Source organism: uncultured Flavobacterium sp., assembly GCF_963974175.1.
Classification (GTDB): Bacteria; Bacteroidota; Bacteroidia; order Flavobacteriales; family Flavobacteriaceae; genus Flavobacterium.
This window is the reverse complement of sequence record NZ_CAXBBR010000001.1, coordinates 53,791-71,113: the sequence shown is the minus strand read 5'-3', so window position 1 is coordinate 71,113 and position 17,323 is coordinate 53,791. Positions and strand designations below refer to the sequence as shown.

11 protein-coding genes are annotated in these 17,323 nt (G+C 34.2%); 4 read left to right on the top strand and 7 right to left on the bottom strand.

Going from position 1 to position 17,323, the window contains the following annotated elements:
• Window positions 1-93 precede the first annotated feature (93 nt).
• Both secDF and AAC069_RS00270 read left to right on the top strand, forming a co-directional pair.
• Window positions 94-3,063 (top strand): protein translocase subunit SecDF, encoded by a 2,970-nt coding sequence (secDF, locus tag AAC069_RS00275; protein ID WP_339918552.1) that lies wholly within the window; start codon window positions 94-96, stop codon window positions 3,061-3,063.
• 899 nt (window positions 3,064-3,962) lie between these two features.
• On the top strand, window positions 3,963-6,140 hold the full coding sequence (locus AAC069_RS00270; RefSeq protein WP_339918551.1) for a T9SS type B sorting domain-containing protein: 2,178 nt from the start codon (window positions 3,963-3,965) through the stop codon (window positions 6,138-6,140).
• A gap of 71 nt (window positions 6,141-6,211) precedes the next feature.
• Here the strand turns inward: AAC069_RS00270 and lgt are convergent, their stop codons facing one another.
• The 5 genes from lgt to AAC069_RS00245 all read right to left on the bottom strand — a co-directional run bounded on the left by lgt (window position 6,212) and on the right by AAC069_RS00245 (window position 11,314).
• A complete protein-coding gene (gene lgt, locus AAC069_RS00265; RefSeq protein WP_339918550.1) occupies window positions 6,212-7,165 on the bottom strand; it encodes a prolipoprotein diacylglyceryl transferase in 954 nt (317 codons plus the stop codon).
• A gap of 109 nt (window positions 7,166-7,274) precedes the next feature.
• Window positions 7,275-7,532 (bottom strand): membrane protein insertion efficiency factor YidD, encoded by a 258-nt coding sequence (gene yidD, locus AAC069_RS00260; protein WP_339918549.1) that lies wholly within the window; start codon window positions 7,530-7,532, stop codon window positions 7,275-7,277.
• Between the two features lie 52 nt (window positions 7,533-7,584).
• A complete protein-coding gene (gene cysS / locus AAC069_RS00255) occupies window positions 7,585-9,063 on the bottom strand; it encodes a cysteine--tRNA ligase (protein ID WP_339918548.1) in 1,479 nt (492 codons plus the stop codon).
• A 124-nt stretch (window positions 9,064-9,187) separates the two neighbouring features.
• Window positions 9,188-9,859, bottom strand: coding sequence for a GTP cyclohydrolase I FolE (gene folE / locus AAC069_RS00250; protein WP_091084535.1), 672 nt, complete (start codon window positions 9,857-9,859; stop codon window positions 9,188-9,190).
• 261 nt (window positions 9,860-10,120) lie between these two features.
• Complete coding sequence (locus AAC069_RS00245) at window positions 10,121-11,314, bottom strand: pyridoxal phosphate-dependent aminotransferase (protein WP_339918547.1); 1,194 nt, start codon at window positions 11,312-11,314, stop codon at window positions 10,121-10,123.
• 125 nt (window positions 11,315-11,439) lie between these two features.
• Here AAC069_RS00245 and AAC069_RS00240 point away from each other — a divergent pair, with 125 nt between their 5' ends.
• On the top strand, window positions 11,440-12,768 hold the full coding sequence (locus tag AAC069_RS00240) for an aspartyl protease family protein (RefSeq protein WP_339918546.1): 1,329 nt from the start codon (window positions 11,440-11,442) through the stop codon (window positions 12,766-12,768).
• Window positions 12,769-12,830: 62 nt separating this feature from the next.
• Here AAC069_RS00240 and AAC069_RS00235 read toward each other — a convergent pair whose 3' ends face one another.
• Window positions 12,831-13,220, bottom strand: a complete 390-nt coding sequence (locus tag AAC069_RS00235) for a DUF1573 domain-containing protein (protein WP_339918545.1) — start codon at window positions 13,218-13,220, stop codon at window positions 12,831-12,833.
• A gap of 160 nt (window positions 13,221-13,380) precedes the next feature.
• Here AAC069_RS00235 and AAC069_RS00230 point away from each other — a divergent pair, with 160 nt between their 5' ends.
• A complete protein-coding gene (locus AAC069_RS00230) occupies window positions 13,381-16,014 on the top strand; it encodes a valine--tRNA ligase (protein WP_339918544.1) in 2,634 nt (877 codons plus the stop codon).
• 74 nt (window positions 16,015-16,088) lie between these two features.
• Here the strand turns inward: AAC069_RS00230 and AAC069_RS00225 are convergent, their stop codons facing one another.
• Entirely contained in the window at window positions 16,089-16,901 is an 813-nt protein-coding gene (locus AAC069_RS00225; RefSeq protein WP_339918543.1) for a hypothetical protein, read from the bottom strand.
• Between the last annotated feature and the right edge of the window lie 422 nt (window positions 16,902-17,323).

Genomic DNA, 17,323 nt, shown 5'->3' with positions numbered 1-17,323 from the left:
TTTTCTTTTTTAGAATCGAAATCGTGGTCAGGGGTTCTTTTATAAGGGTTGAAAATAAACAAATAAATATAAAATAATTAATTTTTAGTAATAATGCAGAATAAAGGACTTATTAAATTTTTCGCAATTCTATTTGCATTGGTGAGTATTTACCAACTTTCTTTCACTTTTGTCGCAAGCAAAGTAAAAAATGATGCCAAAGCTTATGCTGCAGGTAATTCTGAAAAAGAAACAAAATATTTGGATTCCATAGGTAAGGAAAGCGTATTTAACCTTGGATTTACAAATTTCACCTTCAATGAAGTAAGTGATAAGCAAATCAACAAAGGTCTTGACTTAGAAGGAGGTATTAATGTAATACTTCAAATCTCTGTTAAAGATATATTGAAAGGATTATCTAATAATTCTAAAAACCCTGTATTTAATAAGTCTTTAGCAGATGCTACAGCTGATTTAGAAGGGAACAAATCTTATTTAGACAAGTTTTTTGATGCTTTTGCTGCAAATTCAAAAGGAACTGTAAAATTAGCTTCGCCAGATATTTTTGCAAACAGAAGTTTGCAAGGAGAAGGTGGAGTAGATTTTCAAATGACTGACGCAGAAGTTGAAAAAGTAATCAAAAGAAAAGTTGACGAATCTGTAGAAAGTGCTTTTGGAGTACTTAGAAAAAGAATTGATAAATTTGGAGTTACGCAACCTAACATTCAAAAATTAGGAGAGTCTGGAAGAATCCTTGTTGAGCTTCCTGGTGCTAAAGATGTAGACAGAATTAAAAAATTATTGCAAAGTACTGCTCAATTAGAGTTCTGGGAAACGTACAAAATTGAAGAAATGGGTAATTTCTTAATGGCTGCAAATGAGGCATTGAAAAAAACCGAAATTACTACTGTAGAGTCAAAACCAGTTGTTAAAGATTCTTTGAGTGCTTTACTAGCAGATGGGAAAGATTCAGCTACTACTAAAAAAGGAAACAATCCTTTACTTGACAAAATTATTGCTCAAGGTGGTGGACCAGTTTTAGGTCTTTTCTCTCCAAAAGATACTGCAACAGTAAATGGATATTTTAAAAGACAAGATGTTAAAAATTTATTAGCTGCAGATCAACGCTATGCGAAATTTGTTTGGGGAAAACTTACAACAATAAAAGACGCTAAAGATAAAGATGTTGAAGCAGTAGAATTATATGCTTTGAAAGGGAATAGAGACAATATCGCTGCGATGAGCGGTGGAGTTGTAACTGACGCTAAAGATTCATTTGACCAGTTAGGAAAGCCTTCTGTTTCTATGCAAATGAACGGACAAGGAGCAAAAGCTTGGGAAGAATTAACAGGTAGAGCATACACACAAAAAAGCAATATTGCTATCGTTCTTGATGATATCGTATATTCTGCTCCAGGTGTATCTAGCGGACCTATTTCAGGTGGTAGATCTGAAATCTCTGGATCGTTTGACGTTACAGAAACTAAAGATTTAGCTAACGTACTAAGAGCTGGTAAACTTCCTGCATCTGCGGATATAGTTCAGTCAGAAGTAGTAGGGCCATCCTTAGGTCAAGAAGCGATCGATAATGGTACAAACTCTGCTATTGTAGGTTTGCTTTTAGTATCACTTTGGATGATGGTTTATTATGGTAAAGCGGGTTGGTATGCTAATATTGCATTGGCAGTTAACTTACTATTCCTTTTTGGAATCCTTGCAAGTTTAGGAGCAGTTCTTACATTGCCTGGTATTGCAGGTATCGTTTTGACAATGGGTACGGCGGTAGATGCTAATATTATTATCTATGAAAGAGCCAAAGAAGAATTACGAGATGGTAAATCACTAGATGAAGCAGTAAAATCTTCGTACAGTTGGACAGGAGCAATGCGATCTATTGTTGATGCGAATGTTACGCACATCTTAATCGGTGCTGTATTGTTTATTTTTGGTTCTGGACCAATAAAAGGTTTTGCAACTACATTGTTAATTGGTATTGTAACATCATTGTTTACTTCAATCTTTATTGCAAGAATCTTTATCGATAAAAACATTGGTAAAAAAGCTGATTTAACTTTCGTAACTAATTTCTCTAAAAACTTTTTTACAAATTTCAATTTTGATTTCTTAAAAGTTAAAAAATGGGCTTATTTGTTTTCAGCAATTGTAGTTGTTGTGAGCGTTATATCATTGGCAACAAATAAACTGGATCAAGGTGTTGATTTTGTTGGAGGAAGAACATTTCAAGTGCGTTTTGAAAAACCAGTTGAAGCGGGAATCGTAAAAGAAGAACTTACTAAAGTATTTGGTAGTGCTGAAGTTAAAATATTTGGTAATGATAATCAATTGAAAATCACAACTAAATATAAAGTAGAAGAGCATGGTGTAGAGGCTGATCAAGAGGTGAATAAATTGTTGTTTGAAAGTTTAAAACAACATTTCTCTGCAGATTTAACATATGATAAATTTGTAAATGCATACGCAGGTAAACAATACGGCGTTGTACAAGCATCGAAAGTAGGTCCTACTGTTGCTGAGGATATTAAAACTAATGCATACTGGGCAGTTTTAGGAGCAATGCTAATTGTATTCTTATATTTGTTAATCAGTTTTAGAAAATGGCAATATGGTTTAGGCGCAATCGCAGCTGTAGCGCATGATGTTATATTTGTACTAGGAATTTATTCTTTATGCTACAAGTTTATGCCTTTCGGTATGGAGATTGACCAACATTTTATCGCGGCAATCCTTACTGTTATTGGATATTCAATGAATGATACTGTAATTGTATTTGACAGGGTTCGTGAATTCTTAGACGGTAACACTAAAGGTACTTTCTCAGAAATCGTAAATAAATCAATTAATTCAACAATGTCAAGAACAATCAATACTTCGTTAACGATGATTGGTGTATTGGCGATAATGTTTGTATTTGGAGGAGAATCTATTAGAGGATTTATCTTTGCAATGCTTATCGGTATTATTGTTGGAACATATTCTTCATTATTTATTGCAACTCCAGTATTGGTGGATACAATCTCTAGAGAAGATAAAAAATTAATTGAAAAACAACATCAAGAAAGCTAGTAGTTGTTTTTATATAACTTTAAAAAGACCCAACGTAAGTTGGGTCTTTTTTTTTTGACTTTAAATTAGTTTTATATTGATTCAATTTAGTAATGCTTAAGTAAATGGAATGCCAATTTTAAAATAAAGGAGATAAGGGCTAATAGTAGACTCTTTGATTGGATTCGCTTTTTTACTTTTAGTGGGTACTTACTTAGGAGAAGGGGTGTGATTTTGCTCTTGGTATTTATTGTGGTAGTGCTGTAGGGTTGATAACGATATCTATATAAGTCGCTATTTTAATGTGCAACTTAATAATCTGCTGAAGGAAAGTTAAAACTTAGGGTATGAAATTTTTATGTAACCTGAAATGGATTATGTAGAATATAAACATAGATATTAATACAATAATGAAGTGGTAACTATATTGTACGTTCCAGACAAACAGAATGAATACGGAAGTGTGAAATTCATTAAAACTATATTGTCAATTGTAGCGTTAATGTAGCGAAACCAATTTCAGATTGTCTTTCTGACAGTGTTGGCTCCGTGATGAGGAACACTTAAACAGAATGGTTTTTGTAAGTTTTTCTGTATTTTAATATAGAATTTCAGTGGGTATTGTGTCTAAAGTTTATAATGTATTAGTGGAAGTCTGGCCAATTTATGCCGACTTTCTGATGCAGGCTTGTAAAAGTAAATTTTGGTTTTGACACTCTTAATTTGAAGTTGGGCTCTGTTGTTTCATTATGATTTTATAACTGTATCTCTATCGTAATTTTTCGTTTTTGTAAGAAATACAGAATGCATTCGCTGTTTCATCCCAATTACTCTTGACAATAAGTAGGTATTTAATTTTATTAAAGTCTCAATTTTTATATATTTACTAAATATTGATTTAAATTAAACCTTAAAGTATAATGAAAAAAAAGCACAGGTCATTTCTTTATCTTTTATTAGTAGTATGTTTATTCAATGTGACTCTTTATGGCTATAGTAGAGTAGATACTTTTGATTCAGTTGCTGTACTCATAGTTCCCCCCGCTGCGCCAGCTGTTATTTCACCGATTTATTATTGCCTAAATGGAGCGGCTGTACCATTAAAAGCGACAGCTTCGGCAGGTGCTGCATTAGTTTGGTATGGAACCAGTGCAACAGGAGGAAGTCCTTCTGCAGTAGCTCCAACTCCGTCAACTACCGCAGTAGGTCAAACAAGTTATTATGTAAGCCAAGTAGACGGCACTGGGGAGAGTCCAAGAGCTGTAATTGTAGTAAATGTTGTCGCTGATAACGGCGCTGTTATTCTTAACTTTAGATGCGATCCTACGCAAGCTACCACAACAACTTCAGTATTTTTTGATTGGTCCAATAACGCTGCTTTAGGTAGTAACACTTATAATTATACATATATGATTGAAGGAGGGGGCTCTGGGTCTGGTACAACAGGAGTTTCCCATCAGGAAGTATTTGGAATGGCACCAGGGCAAAAAGCTACAATGATATTGTCTTCGGCAACTTCACCTTGCGCTACTGCTACTTTAACTTGTAGTGTGCCTTGTGGAACTTCAACTGTAACCCCAAATTTTGCGCAGATTGCTCCTTTTTGCTCTGGAGATCCTGCACCTGTATTAGGGAATACATCACCAAATGGGATTACTGGAACTTGGTCTCCAGCAACGGTTAGTAACACCGCTAGTGGTAGTTATTTATTTACTCCAAATCCTACTACTTTTCCGTGCGCCTTGACACAGACGCTCGCCATTACTGTGACGCCAAGAGCAACACCGACTTTCACAAGCATTCCGACCACTGTGTGTCAGAATGCTGCGGCTCCTGTTCTTCCTTTAAATTCTAATAATACACCATCAATATCAGGAACTTGGAACCCTAGCACAGTTAATACTTCAGTTTTAGGACCCGTTACCTATACTTTTACAGCTAATGCAGGGCAATGTGTAGTTGCAACAAAAACGACTGCTACAATAACAGTTCAAGCAAATGTTGCTCCTAATTTTGCTTCAATTGGAGCTATCTGTACCGGAAATCCAGTGCCGGTTTTAGCGACTACTTCACCTAATGGAATTATAGGTACATGGGCACCTGCAGCCATAAATAATACCACTAGCGGTTCATATGTTTTTACACCTACTGCTGGTCAATGTGCCACTCAGCAAACGCTTCCTGTGACAATTACACCTAGAACAGTTCCTAATTTTCCTGCTATAGCTTCTTTTTGTGAAGGAACGGCAGCGCCTATTTTAGATAATAACGTGGCTTCTCCAAATGGAGTATCAGGTACCTGGGCACCAGCTACAATTAGCAATACGGCAAGCGGAAGTTATGTCTTCACTCCTAATGCGAATCAATGCGCCACAAACCAAACATTGAATGTTACTGTTAACCTTCGAATTAGTCCTGGATTTAACTCTTTTGCAATTTGTTCAGGTAGTGTTCCTCCTGTCTTACAAACGACATCTCCTAACGGAATTAAAGGAACTTGGTCTCCAGCTGTAGTTAATAACATGAATACTGGTTCGTATATTTTTACGCCAGACTCAAATCAATGTGCTAACCCGGAAACTATAGTTGTCACCGTAATACCATCTAACACTTTAACAGACTTTCAGTGGACCGTTACTGAGGCTTTTGCCGAAAATCAAGTAGTTACTATAATAGCGATAGCATCTGGTGGTAAGTATCTATATCAATTGGATGATGGGCCGTTTCAAGAGAGTCCAATATTCGAATATGTTTCTTCGGGATATCATACGGTTACCGTTATCGATGAAGGTGGATGTAGTGTGCCGATAGTAAGAACAAACATTCTAGTGATTGGGTATCCAAAGTATTTTACCCCTAATGCAGATGGTTATAATGACAGATGGAATATATATGAGCTACAAGATGATGTGAGTTCTAAAATTCACATATTTGACCGATATGGTAAATTATTAAAAGAGATTACGCCTGACGGTACAGGTTGGGACGGTACCTATAACGGTCGTCCAATGCCAGGAAATGATTATTGGTTCGTTGTCGAATACAGAGAAAATGACATACTTAAGAAATTTAAATCTCACTTTTCGTTAAAGAGATAAAATAAAAAAAGCTTCCTTATTAGGAAGCTTTTTTTTTATGATATGTTTTAATTTCACTTTAAAATTAGGACTTATATCTTTACTGGTTTTTCCGCTGTAAAAATAAAATAGAGCCCGATAAGAATAAATGGGATACTTAGCCATTGACCTGTAGAAAGTAATCCTAAGGAGCTTTCAAATCCACCCTGACTTTCTTTGACAAACTCTACAACGATACGTACGGAAAATAATAGTACTAGAAAAAGTCCGAATAAAAACCCAGATTTTTGTCTGGCTTCTGTTTTCCAATACAAGAAAAACAATATTGCAAAAACAAAAACATAACAAAATGCTTCATATAATTGAGCAGGGTGTCTGGCAGGAACTTGTTCTAGTAAATTAGCAAACTGTGGATTAGTTGCAATAGCTTGATAAGCTTCATTTGGAGTTGGTATCTGTGTTGCATTTACGGCATCTCTAGGACTAAATTGATCACGAACAAACTTTATTCCAAAAGGAGAGCTTGTTTGTTTTCCTATAATTTCAGAATTGAAAAAATTACCCAACCTTACAAAAATAGCACCACTGGCAACTGCAATTACCACTCGGTCTAAAATCCAAAGCAGCGGTCTTTGTAGTACTTTTTTACTAAAGTAATACATAGCTATTATAATTGAAATAGCAGCACCATGACTTGCTAACCCTTGAAATCCTGTAAATTCCCAGCCAGAAATAAAGCCAAATAATTCACCGTTAATATTTTCTCTAATCGGTAAAAGAATTTCGATTAAATGATTTCGAAAATATTCCCAGTCGTAAAAAAATACGTGACCTAAACGGGCTCCTAGTAAGGTAGCAAGAACAGTCCATATAAAAAGAGAATCTAGTTTCTCAATGGATTCTCCTTCGCGTTCGAATATGTTTTTCATGATGTACCAACCCAGTCCAAATGCAATTACAAACATTAGGCTGTAGAAACGGATTATAAAAAAACCTAAATCAATACCTTCTGATGGGTTCCAAACTATGTTTAAAGCGTGTGTCATTATTTTTTATTTGATGTAAAAATACATTTTTTGTTTTGAGTTTCAATAGTATATTGAAGTTATGCCTTATTTTCTTGTGCTATTTAAGAGTCAGATATCACAATTTTACTTAGGGATTATTGTCTTGATGATTGCACTTTTTTTCAGGAACTGGGTCATAGCCGGTTTTACCCCAAGGGTGGCAACTTAAAATTCGTTTAACACCTAGAAATCCGCCATAAAACAAACCGTGAACTTGCAACGCTTCAATCATATAAGAAGAGCAAGTGGGCGCAAACCTGCAGGTTGCTGGCATAAGTGGTGAAAGCACAACTTGATAGAAGCGAACTAATACTACAAAAGGAAATATGAGGATTTTTGAAATCATATTTTAGATATTTAGTATTTGAATTTCTTAGCTGATCACTAAAAAAAGATCATTAAACACTAAAAGTAGTTCCCTCTTTTCCATCTTTCAATTGAATTCCATAGGCAATCAATTGATCTCTTATTTGGTCAGAAAGTTTAAAGTTTTTATCTGCTCTAGCTTGATTTCTCATTCCTATAAGCATGTTTACAACTGCTTCCAGTTTATCATTATTACCGTCTGCTATTTTTTCGTCTTCTAGTCCCAACACATCAAATATAAAGGCATTCATTGTTGAAGATAAGTTTTCTAAATCAACTGCATTTAAGGTTTCTTTATCATCATTTAATAGATTAATAAAGCGAACTCCTTCAAATAATTGTGCGATTAAAATAGGGGAATTAAAATCATCATTCATAGCATCGTAGCAGGATTGTTTCCAGCTAGCAATGTCTAGCGTACTGCTTGGGCTTGCGCTTATCTGTTTTGAAGTAGCTAAGGCTTCCATCAGTCTTTTATATCCTTTTTCTGCTGCAACAATAGCATCATCAGAAAAATCAAGGATGCTTCTGTAGTGTGCTTGTAACATAAAGAATCGTGCTACCGAAGCAGGAAAGGCTTTACTTAAGATCGAGTTTTCTCCTGTTAAGATTTCTCTCGGTAAAATATTATTTCCGGTTGATTTAGCCATTTTTTTACCGTTCAAAGTCAGCATGTTGGCGTGCATCCAGTAATTAACTGGCGTTTGACCGGTACAAGCTTCGTTTTGTGCGATTTCACATTCATGATGAGGGAATTTTAAATCCATTCCACCACCGTGAATATCAAAATGATTCCCTAGGTATTTCGTACTCATGGCTGTACATTCTAAATGCCAACCAGGAAAACCTTCGCTCCATGGAGAAGGCCAGCGCATAATATGCTGTGGCTCGGCTTTTTTCCAAAGTGCAAAATCCTGTGGATTTCTTTTGTCAGTTTGTCCGTCAAGATCACGGGTATTAGCAAGCATATCTTCAATATTTCGACCGCTTAAACGACCGTAATGATTGGTTTCATTAAACTTAACGACATCAAAATAGACAGAGCCATTCGCTTCATATCCAATTCCTTTGTCGATAATTGTTTTTATAATCTCAATTTGTTCAATAAGATGTCCAGTTGCTGTCGGCTCGATACTTGGAGGTAAAAAATTAAAAGCTTTCAAAATTTCATGAAAGTCAACAGTATAGCGTTGCACAACTTCCATCGGCTCTAATTGCTCTAAACGTGCTTTTTTTGCAATTTTATCCTCTCCATCTTCTGCATCGTCCACAATATGTCCTACATCAGTAATATTTCGTACATAGCGCACTTTATATCCTAAATGTAGTAAGTATCTGAATATAATGTCAAATGACATAAAAGTTCGCACGTTTCCAAGGTGAACATTGCTGTAAACCGTTGGCCCGCATACATACATACCTATGCTGCCTTCATGAATAGGTACGAATGTTTCTTTCTCTCCTGAAAGAGAATTGTATATTTTTAACTTCTGGGTAGTATATAAAGGCATGTTTGTTTTTTTAGGAGCTGTTTCCTGCTTTCCGCTTCAATCTTTTTATTTTTAAGAAAAAACAAAAAGGATTTCCACTTCAATCAGGGCTAAGGAATTGTGGGTAAATAAGGAATAAATTACGTTAGAACTTTGTTTCTAATTTAATATAATCCAAAAACTCTCTGCGAGCTTGAGGTTCTTTAAATTTTCCGCCAAATTCAGAAGTGACTGTGCTACTTTCGATGTCACTGATTCCTCTTGAATTTACACAAAGATGTTTTGCGTCAATAACGCAGGCAACGTCTTTTGTACCTAAAGCATTTTGTAATTCCTGAACGATTTGCATCGTTAAGCGCTCTTGCACCTGCGGTCTTTTAGAATAGTATTCAACAATTCGATTCATTTTTGAAAGCCCAATTACAGTTCCATTAGAGATATAAGCAACATGTGCTCTTCCTATAATCGGTAATAAATGATGCTCACAAGTAGAGTAAACGATAATGTTTTTTTCAACTAACATTTCGCCGTATTTGTAATTATTGTCGAATGTAGATGCTTTTGGTTTTCTTGCAGGATTCAATCCTCCAAAAATTTCTTTTACAAACATTTTAGCGACACGATTAGGTGTGCCTTTAATGCTGTCATCAGTCAAATCCATCCCAAGTGTAAGCAGGATACTTTCAACATCTTTTTTTATGCTTTCTATTTTTTCGTCATCAGTAATATCAAAAGCGTCTTCTCGTAAAGGATTTGTTGCGCATGAACCAATATGATTATCTCCTATTTCGTCATGAATTTCTTCATTATGTTTCATTAAAAGCTACTATTATAGTGGGTGTATATATTTAAGGCGTAAAGATAATTAATAAATACTAAAGAATTTCCATCCCTTTTAATAATTAATGATCGCTTTAACATAGTGATTAAGTAAAGGACTTTTTACGATTTTGTATTAAAAACAAACGGCAATAACTTTATTGGTTATTGCCGTTGTAGGGTATTGATTTAATTATGAGGACTATACCTCTATTTTTATAGAGATATAGTCTCTTTTATTGTGAAGTTGTAGTGCTAATTACTTTGCATTATAAACGACAATTGCTTCTTTAAGTATTTGTACTGCTCTAATTAATTCTTCTTTCTTTAAAACATAAGCAATTCTAACTTGGTTTAAACCTACTCCAGGAGTAGAGTAAAACCCAGCTGCTGGTGCAACCATTACTGTTTCTCCATCAAGGTCGTAACTTTCTAAAAGCCATCTTGCAAAATCATCAGCATTTTCAATAGGAAGTTCAGCGATACAATAGAAAGCTCCTTTTGGAGTTGCTACTTTTGCACCTTCAATTTTATGAAGCTCTGCGATAAGTGTATCTCTACGTTCTCTATACTCTGAGATTACTTCATCAAAATAACTTTGAGGTGTATCAAGAGCTGCTTCACTAGCTACTTGAGCAAATGTTGGCGGACTCAGTCTTGCTTGAGCAAATTTCATTGCAGCAGCCATTAATTCCTTGTTTTTTGAAACAATGCAACCAATTCTTGCACCACACATACTGTATCTTTTGGATACAGAATCAATCATGATAGCATTTTCTTCCAGTCCAGGAATGTTCATTACAGAATAATGAATATCTCCGTCATAAGTAAACTCTCTGTAAACTTCATCAGCGATTAAGAACAGATCGTGTTTTTTTACTAAGTCAGCAAGCTGCATCATTTCCTCTTTCGAATACAAATAACCGGTTGGGTTTCCTGGATTACATATAAGGATTGCTTTTGTTTTTGGCGTAATTAGTTTTTCAAAATCAGCTATTGGAGGTAGTGCAAAACCAGTATCAATTGATGAAATAACTGGAACTACATTAACTCCTGATGCAGTAGAAAAACCATTATAATTAGCATAAAATGGTTCTGGGATGATGATCTCATCTCCTGGATCCATAGTGCTTCCCATTGCAAAAAGCAAAGCTTCTGATCCACCTGTTGTAATGATGATGTCCTCAAAATCGATAGTCAATCCTTGATTTTTATAAAATTGAGATAATTTAGTTCTGTAGCTTTCAAATCCAGCTGAATGGCTGTATTCTAATACTTTAATATCAAAATTCTTAACCGCATTCATAGCCACCTCAGGTGTCTTAATGTCCGGTTGTCCGATATTCAAGTGATATACTTTATTTCCCTTTTTCTTTGCAATTTCAGAAAATGGAACTAATTTACGTATTGGAGATTCAGGCATTTGTGTACCCTTGTTCGATATTTTTGGCATGATAGTAATTGTTGAAATGCAAATTTGCGATTTTTTTTTTGAACTAAATAAGCTATCTAGCCTATTTATTGTTAAATGTGGAATATTCTTTAGTTTTTTCAGTAAATTTATAGAAATGTTACTCTATGAAAAAACGAATCTTATTTTTTCTCCTTTTCATTTACGCCCTCACTATTTCGGCACAGGGTGGATTTCGATTTAAAAAAGAGGTTAAGAAAATAAGTATTCCTTTTAAATTAATTAATAACCTAGTATTTATTCCCATAAATGTGAACGGGGTAGAGTTGACTTTTTTAGTGGATTCTGGAGTAAAAGAGACGATCCTATTTAGTTTAGAAGAGGAAAGTGACCTCAATCTTAAAAATATTCAAAAAATCACTTTGCGGGGTTTAGGTAGTGATGAGGCTATTGACGGTTTGAAATCTGCTGGAAATCTATTGGAGGTTAAAGGAATGGAATCCCGTAATCATCTTCTATATGTAATCGTCGATAAGGATTTTAGTTTGTCCTCGCACATTGGAATTCCGGTAAATGGAATTATCGGGTCACCTTTCTTTAAGAATAATTTACTCGAAATTAATTACGAAAAAAGAAAAGTTGTTTTTTATGAAGACAGTCGGAGAAACAGAAAATGGATAGAAAGAAGATATAAAAAAGTGCCTATTACTATTGAAAAATCAAAACCATATCTAAATGCTAATGTTGTTATTGATTCCAGTAGGTTTGCCGCAAAATTACTTGTAGATGTTGGAAACAGCGATGCGATATGGCTTTTTCAAAATGTTTCGGATAAAATACATGTTCCAATAATTAATTTTGATGACTATTTAGGTAAAGGTTTTAGCGGTGATGTAGAAGGAAAAAGAGCGCGAATTGCTGAATTTTTTATTTCAGACTTTAAATTTTTCAAACCTATAATAGCTTTTCCAGATTCCAGTTCGATAAAACACGTAACCATGGTTCCAGATCGGGTGGGTTCGGTTGGAGGAGAAATTCTAAGGAGATTCTCAGTCATTTTTGACTACCCAAATGAATTTTTGTATTTAAGGAAGAATAGACACTATTCAGCTCCATTTGTTTACAATAAAAGTGGAATTGAAATACGACATTCTGGCGTGCAATGGATTCAGGAGACAGTACAGTTGCAAGCTTTTCCGATAACGGTAGACCATCTGGATACCAGTAGGGAAAGAAGCGCTACTAATTTAAAATACAAGTTTCAATTAAAGCCTATTTTTGAAATAGCCAATATTAGAAAAAATTCACCGGCTGAAAATAGTGGCTTACAAAAAGGAGATGTGATTATTTCCATAAATAGGAATCCTGCCTATAAATATTCTCTACAAAAGATCAATTCACTCTTAAGATCAGAAGAGGAGAAATGGATAACCATAGAAATAGAAAGAGAGAAGCAACTGCTTAAATTTAGATTCCAACTTATAGATATTTTGTAAAACGAAAAACGTTCCTTGAAATAATTATCAAGGAACGTTTTAATTTTTTAAGGTAACTAATACTAATTAGCGATTACATCTCCTTTAATTTTTAAAGGAACTCTACCTTCGTCATAATTGACAGCATTAGATTCTACTGTAATCGTTTTTCTGATAGGCCCTACAGCCATGTTATACTTCACTTCAATCTTACTTGATTTCCCAGGTAAAATAGTATCGGTTTGTTTAGATAGGATAGTAGAACTAGCAGTAGATTGAACAGAATATATAATTAGTGGGGTAGTACCAGTATTCGTAAATTCAAATACTCGAACACCATTATCTTTTCCTTTAGTTATGGTTCCGTAATCAATAGTGTTGTTTTCCGCTTTGAATTCAATTTTAGCCCCGTTCTGCGAAAATCCAATACTTGTAAAGAATACGACCGCTATTATTGTTGCTATTTTTTTCATAAGATTTTTTTTATAGATAAAAAGTAAATTTAGTTTCTTTTAATTAAAGCACAAATTTTTATTTCTCTTTTTATAGTGTACTTAATTATTTACTTTTGTTCCCTATATGAATTACAAATATCAGACCAAAGTTTAATTTTGGTTTTAACAGTTGCTTTTTATGACAATTCCCGCACAATTTGACGCCAAGACTATTGAAGATAAATGGTATGACTACTGGATGGAAAATAATTATTTTCACTCTGAGCCAGACCACAGAACGCCATATACCATTGTAATCCCTCCTCCAAACGTTACTGGAGTTTTACACATGGGACACATGTTAAACAATACGATTCAAGATGTCTTGATCCGAAGAGCACGTCTAAAGGGCTTTAATGCTTGCTGGGTTCCTGGTACGGATCATGCTTCTATTGCTACCGAAGCTAAGGTTGTTGCTAAACTGAAAGCAGAGGGAATTAATAAATCGGATTTAACTCGTGAGGAGTTTTTAAAACACGCTTACGATTGGACTGACAAATATGGTGGTGTAATTCTAGAGCAGTTAAAAAAGCTAGGAGCTTCATGTGACTGGGAACGTACTAAGTTTACTATGGATCCTGACATGTCAGCATCTGTAATTCGTTCTTTTGTTGATTTATATAACAAAGGACTGATTTATCGCGGATACCGAATGGTAAACTGGGATCCAGAAGCTAAAACGACTTTATCTGATGAAGAAGTTATTTTTGAAGAAAGACAAGGGAAATTATATTTCATACAATACAAAATTGAAGGAAGCGAATACTTCTTGACTATTGCGACAACGCGTCCGGAAACAATTTTTGGAGATAGTGCGATTTGTATCAATCCAAATGACGAACGTTTTGCTCATCTAAAAGGAAAAAAAGCGATTGTACCTATTTGCGGTCGTGTGATTCCTATTATTGAAGATGAATATGTAGATATCGAATTTGGGACAGGATGTTTGAAAGTGACTCCTGCTCACGATATGAATGATAAAACTCTTGGAGAAAAACATAACTTAGAAATTATTGATATCTTCAATGAAGATGCAACAATGAATAGTTTTGGTTTGCATTACCAAGGAAAAGACCGTTTTGTAGTTCGTGAAGAAGTTGCATTAGAATTAGAAACAATTGGTGCACTTGCAAAAACAGAAATACACTTGAATAAAGTAGGAACTTCTGAAAGAACCAAAGCAGTTATCGAACCAAGATTATCAGATCAATGGTTCTTAAAAATGGAAGATTTAGTAAAACCAGCAATACAATCTGTATTAGTGGACGGAGATATTAAATTGCATCCTAAACGTTTTGAGAACACTTACGCTCACTGGTTGAATAATATTCGCGATTGGAATATTTCTCGTCAATTATGGTGGGGACAACAAATTCCTGCTTATTTCTATGGAGATGGGAAAGAAGATTTTGTTGTAGCTGAATCAATCGAAGAAGCATTAGTTTTAGCTAAGGTAAGAACTAATAACCAAAACCTAACAAACCAAAACCTAACTCAAGATGTTGATGCATTAGATACTTGGTTTTCTTCTTGGCTGTGGCCAATGTCTGTTTTTGGAGGAATAATGGATCCAGAAAGTGAAGACTTTAAATATTATTATCCAACAAATGATTTAGTTACCGGACCGGACATTTTGTTTTTTTGGGTAGCGAGAATGATTATTGCAGGATATGAGTATACGGGTAAAAAACCATTTACAAATGTGTATTTAACAGGATTAGTTCGGGATAAGCAAAGACGTAAAATGTCTAAATCATTAGGGAACTCACCAGATCCACTTGATTTGATTGAGAAATTTGGTGCTGATGGAGTTCGTGTAGGATTACTGTTAAGTGCTTCTGCAGGGAATGACATCATGTTTGATGAGGAATTATGCAACCAAGGAAAAGGGTTTACTAATAAAATTTGGAATGCTTTCAAATTGATAAAAGGATGGGAAGTATCTGATACTATTCCGCAGCCAGAATCTTCAAAGGTAGCTATCGAATGGTATGAAGCTAAGTTGCAACAAACCCTTTTGGAAATCGAAGACAATTTCGAAAAATATAGAATATCAGAAGCTTTAATGGGAACGTATAAATTAGTATGGGATGATTTCTGTTCTTGGTTCCTTGAAATGATCAAGCCAGCATACCAGCAGCCTATTGATAGTGTTACTTTTGCCAAAGCAATAGAAATGCTTGAAAATAATCTAAAAGTATTGCATCCGTTTATGCCATTCTTGACTGAGGAAATCTGGCAGATATTAGCTAAGAGAACTCCAGAAGAGGCATTGATCGTTTCAACTTGGCCAGAATTAAAACCTTTTAATGCTACTCTAATTGCTGATTTTGAAAATGCTGCAGAAGTGATTTCTGGAATTAGAACCATTCGTAAAGACAAGAATATTCCTTTCAAAGACGCGATTGAATTAAAAGCGATTAATAATGATTCCGCTTCTACTTATTTTGATTCGGTTGTGACCAAGTTAGGAAACATTACTGCATTAGAATATGTTTCTGAAAAAGTGGACGGTGCTTTATCGTTTAGAGTAAAATCGAATGAATATTTTATTCCGATTACTGGAAACATTAACGTAGAAGAAGAAATTGCAAAATTAACTACGGAATTAAATTATACAAAAGGCTTCCTGAAATCAGTACAAGGAAAATTGTCTAATGAAAAATTTGTAAACGGAGCTCCTGAGAAAGTTTTGGCAAATGAAAGACAAAAAGAAGCAGATGCTTTAGCTAAAATTGAAACAATCGAGCAAAGTTTAGCTGGATTGAAATAAGTTGATTAAAAACATAAAAAAACCCCAATATTGAATTTCAATATTGGGGTTTTATATATAAATAAGTTTTAGATTCAATAGTAAGTGTATTTTTTTTCTCCAATAGGGCTTCTACTAGGACTTGAAAAATAGGTGTTAATTTGTTCTATTGGAAAACCATCGGAGTTATAATTGTATTTATAGGTGTCTGATTCATTGCGAATGATGTTGTTGACGTTATTTAAGTCTTGAATGTTGAAATGTCGATTAAAATTATTTGTAAACGAACCTGTGAAAAATAATTTATCGAATCCTATTATGTTGGCGTATTTATTAGGTTTCGTGTCATACTCATATATTATGGTTGATGAAATCATTCCGTCAGTATTGAACTTTTCTCTTTTTACAATGTTCCCGTCTTTAAAATAAATTTTCATTTTAGGGTATGGAGCAACTAACTCCCAATTATTGAGAGAATAAGAATAGATACCAATATCTACGGTATTATCAGGCTGATAAGTGTAAACTAACTTATTTTGATTCATAGCCGGAAAAATTGTTCCGCTATTCGTGTCTTTATAAATTACAGTTTTTAACTTGTTACTCTCATACGTATATTCAGTGCTCACAATAAGCTGGTCATTGATGTATCCGTCTTCTTTTGTAATATAATCTCCAGTATATGTATAAATGATTTTATAAACTCCAATATAAAGATTACTGGTAACTTGGATGATTTTGTATCCGTTATAAGTGAACACTGTTGTTGAACCATTTGTAGTATTTATCACTTCAATTGTTTTGAGCAGTGGTTTACTATTTTCTTTAGTTGGTATATCAGTTTCGTCTGTTGAACACGAAGAGATAGTGAGCAATAAAAGTCCAATTATAATTATTATCTTTTTCACTTAATTTTAGTTTTAGAAAAGTGTGGCTAAACCTTTGTTCAATATTTAATGCATGAATTTACGGTAAACGAAACTACAATAAATAAAGATATGGTAACACTGATTTTGATAGTTTGGTTAATTTAAATTTTGAGAATAGTTTTATGTTTATATAATACCATTTGCACAATCTATTATAGTAAATTACTTAGATACGTATTTAATTAAAACTGTAAAACGAGAAATTTGTAGACGGAACTCTAGAGAGTGCTTTGTTATAAGAAAAGAGCACAAGTGTTTTAATCTAAAATTTTAAGTACAATGATATCAAGTATTTTTATCGACGAACGACATCGCCATTGTATTTCAAAGGGTATTTTTCCCTTTAAACGATTTATGTGTTATTTCGGACATATTGTTATATATTTTTGTCCTTATATTGT

Excerpts from the sequence above, each read along its gene's own strand:
- secDF (WP_339918552.1), top strand. The coding sequence starts at position 94 with ATGCAGAATAAAGGACTTATTAAATTTTTCGCAATTCTATTTGCATTG.
- AAC069_RS00270 (WP_339918551.1), top strand. The coding sequence starts at position 3,963 with ATGAAAAAAAAGCACAGGTCATTTCTTTATCTTTTATTAGTAGTATGT.
- lgt (WP_339918550.1), bottom strand. The coding sequence starts at position 7,165 with ATGACACACGCTTTAAACATAGTTTGGAACCCATCAGAAGGTATTGAT.
- yidD (WP_339918549.1), bottom strand. The coding sequence starts at position 7,532 with ATGATTTCAAAAATCCTCATATTTCCTTTTGTAGTATTAGTTCGCTTC.
- cysS (WP_339918548.1), bottom strand. The coding sequence starts at position 9,063 with ATGCCTTTATATACTACCCAGAAGTTAAAAATATACAATTCTCTTTCA.
- folE (WP_091084535.1), bottom strand. The coding sequence starts at position 9,859 with ATGAAACATAATGAAGAAATTCATGACGAAATAGGAGATAATCATATT.
- AAC069_RS00245 (WP_339918547.1), bottom strand. The coding sequence starts at position 11,314 with ATGCCAAAAATATCGAACAAGGGTACACAAATGCCTGAATCTCCAATA.
- AAC069_RS00240 (WP_339918546.1), top strand. The coding sequence starts at position 11,440 with ATGAAAAAACGAATCTTATTTTTTCTCCTTTTCATTTACGCCCTCACT.
- AAC069_RS00235 (WP_339918545.1), bottom strand. The coding sequence starts at position 13,220 with ATGAAAAAAATAGCAACAATAATAGCGGTCGTATTCTTTACAAGTATT.
- AAC069_RS00230 (WP_339918544.1), top strand. The coding sequence starts at position 13,381 with ATGACAATTCCCGCACAATTTGACGCCAAGACTATTGAAGATAAATGG.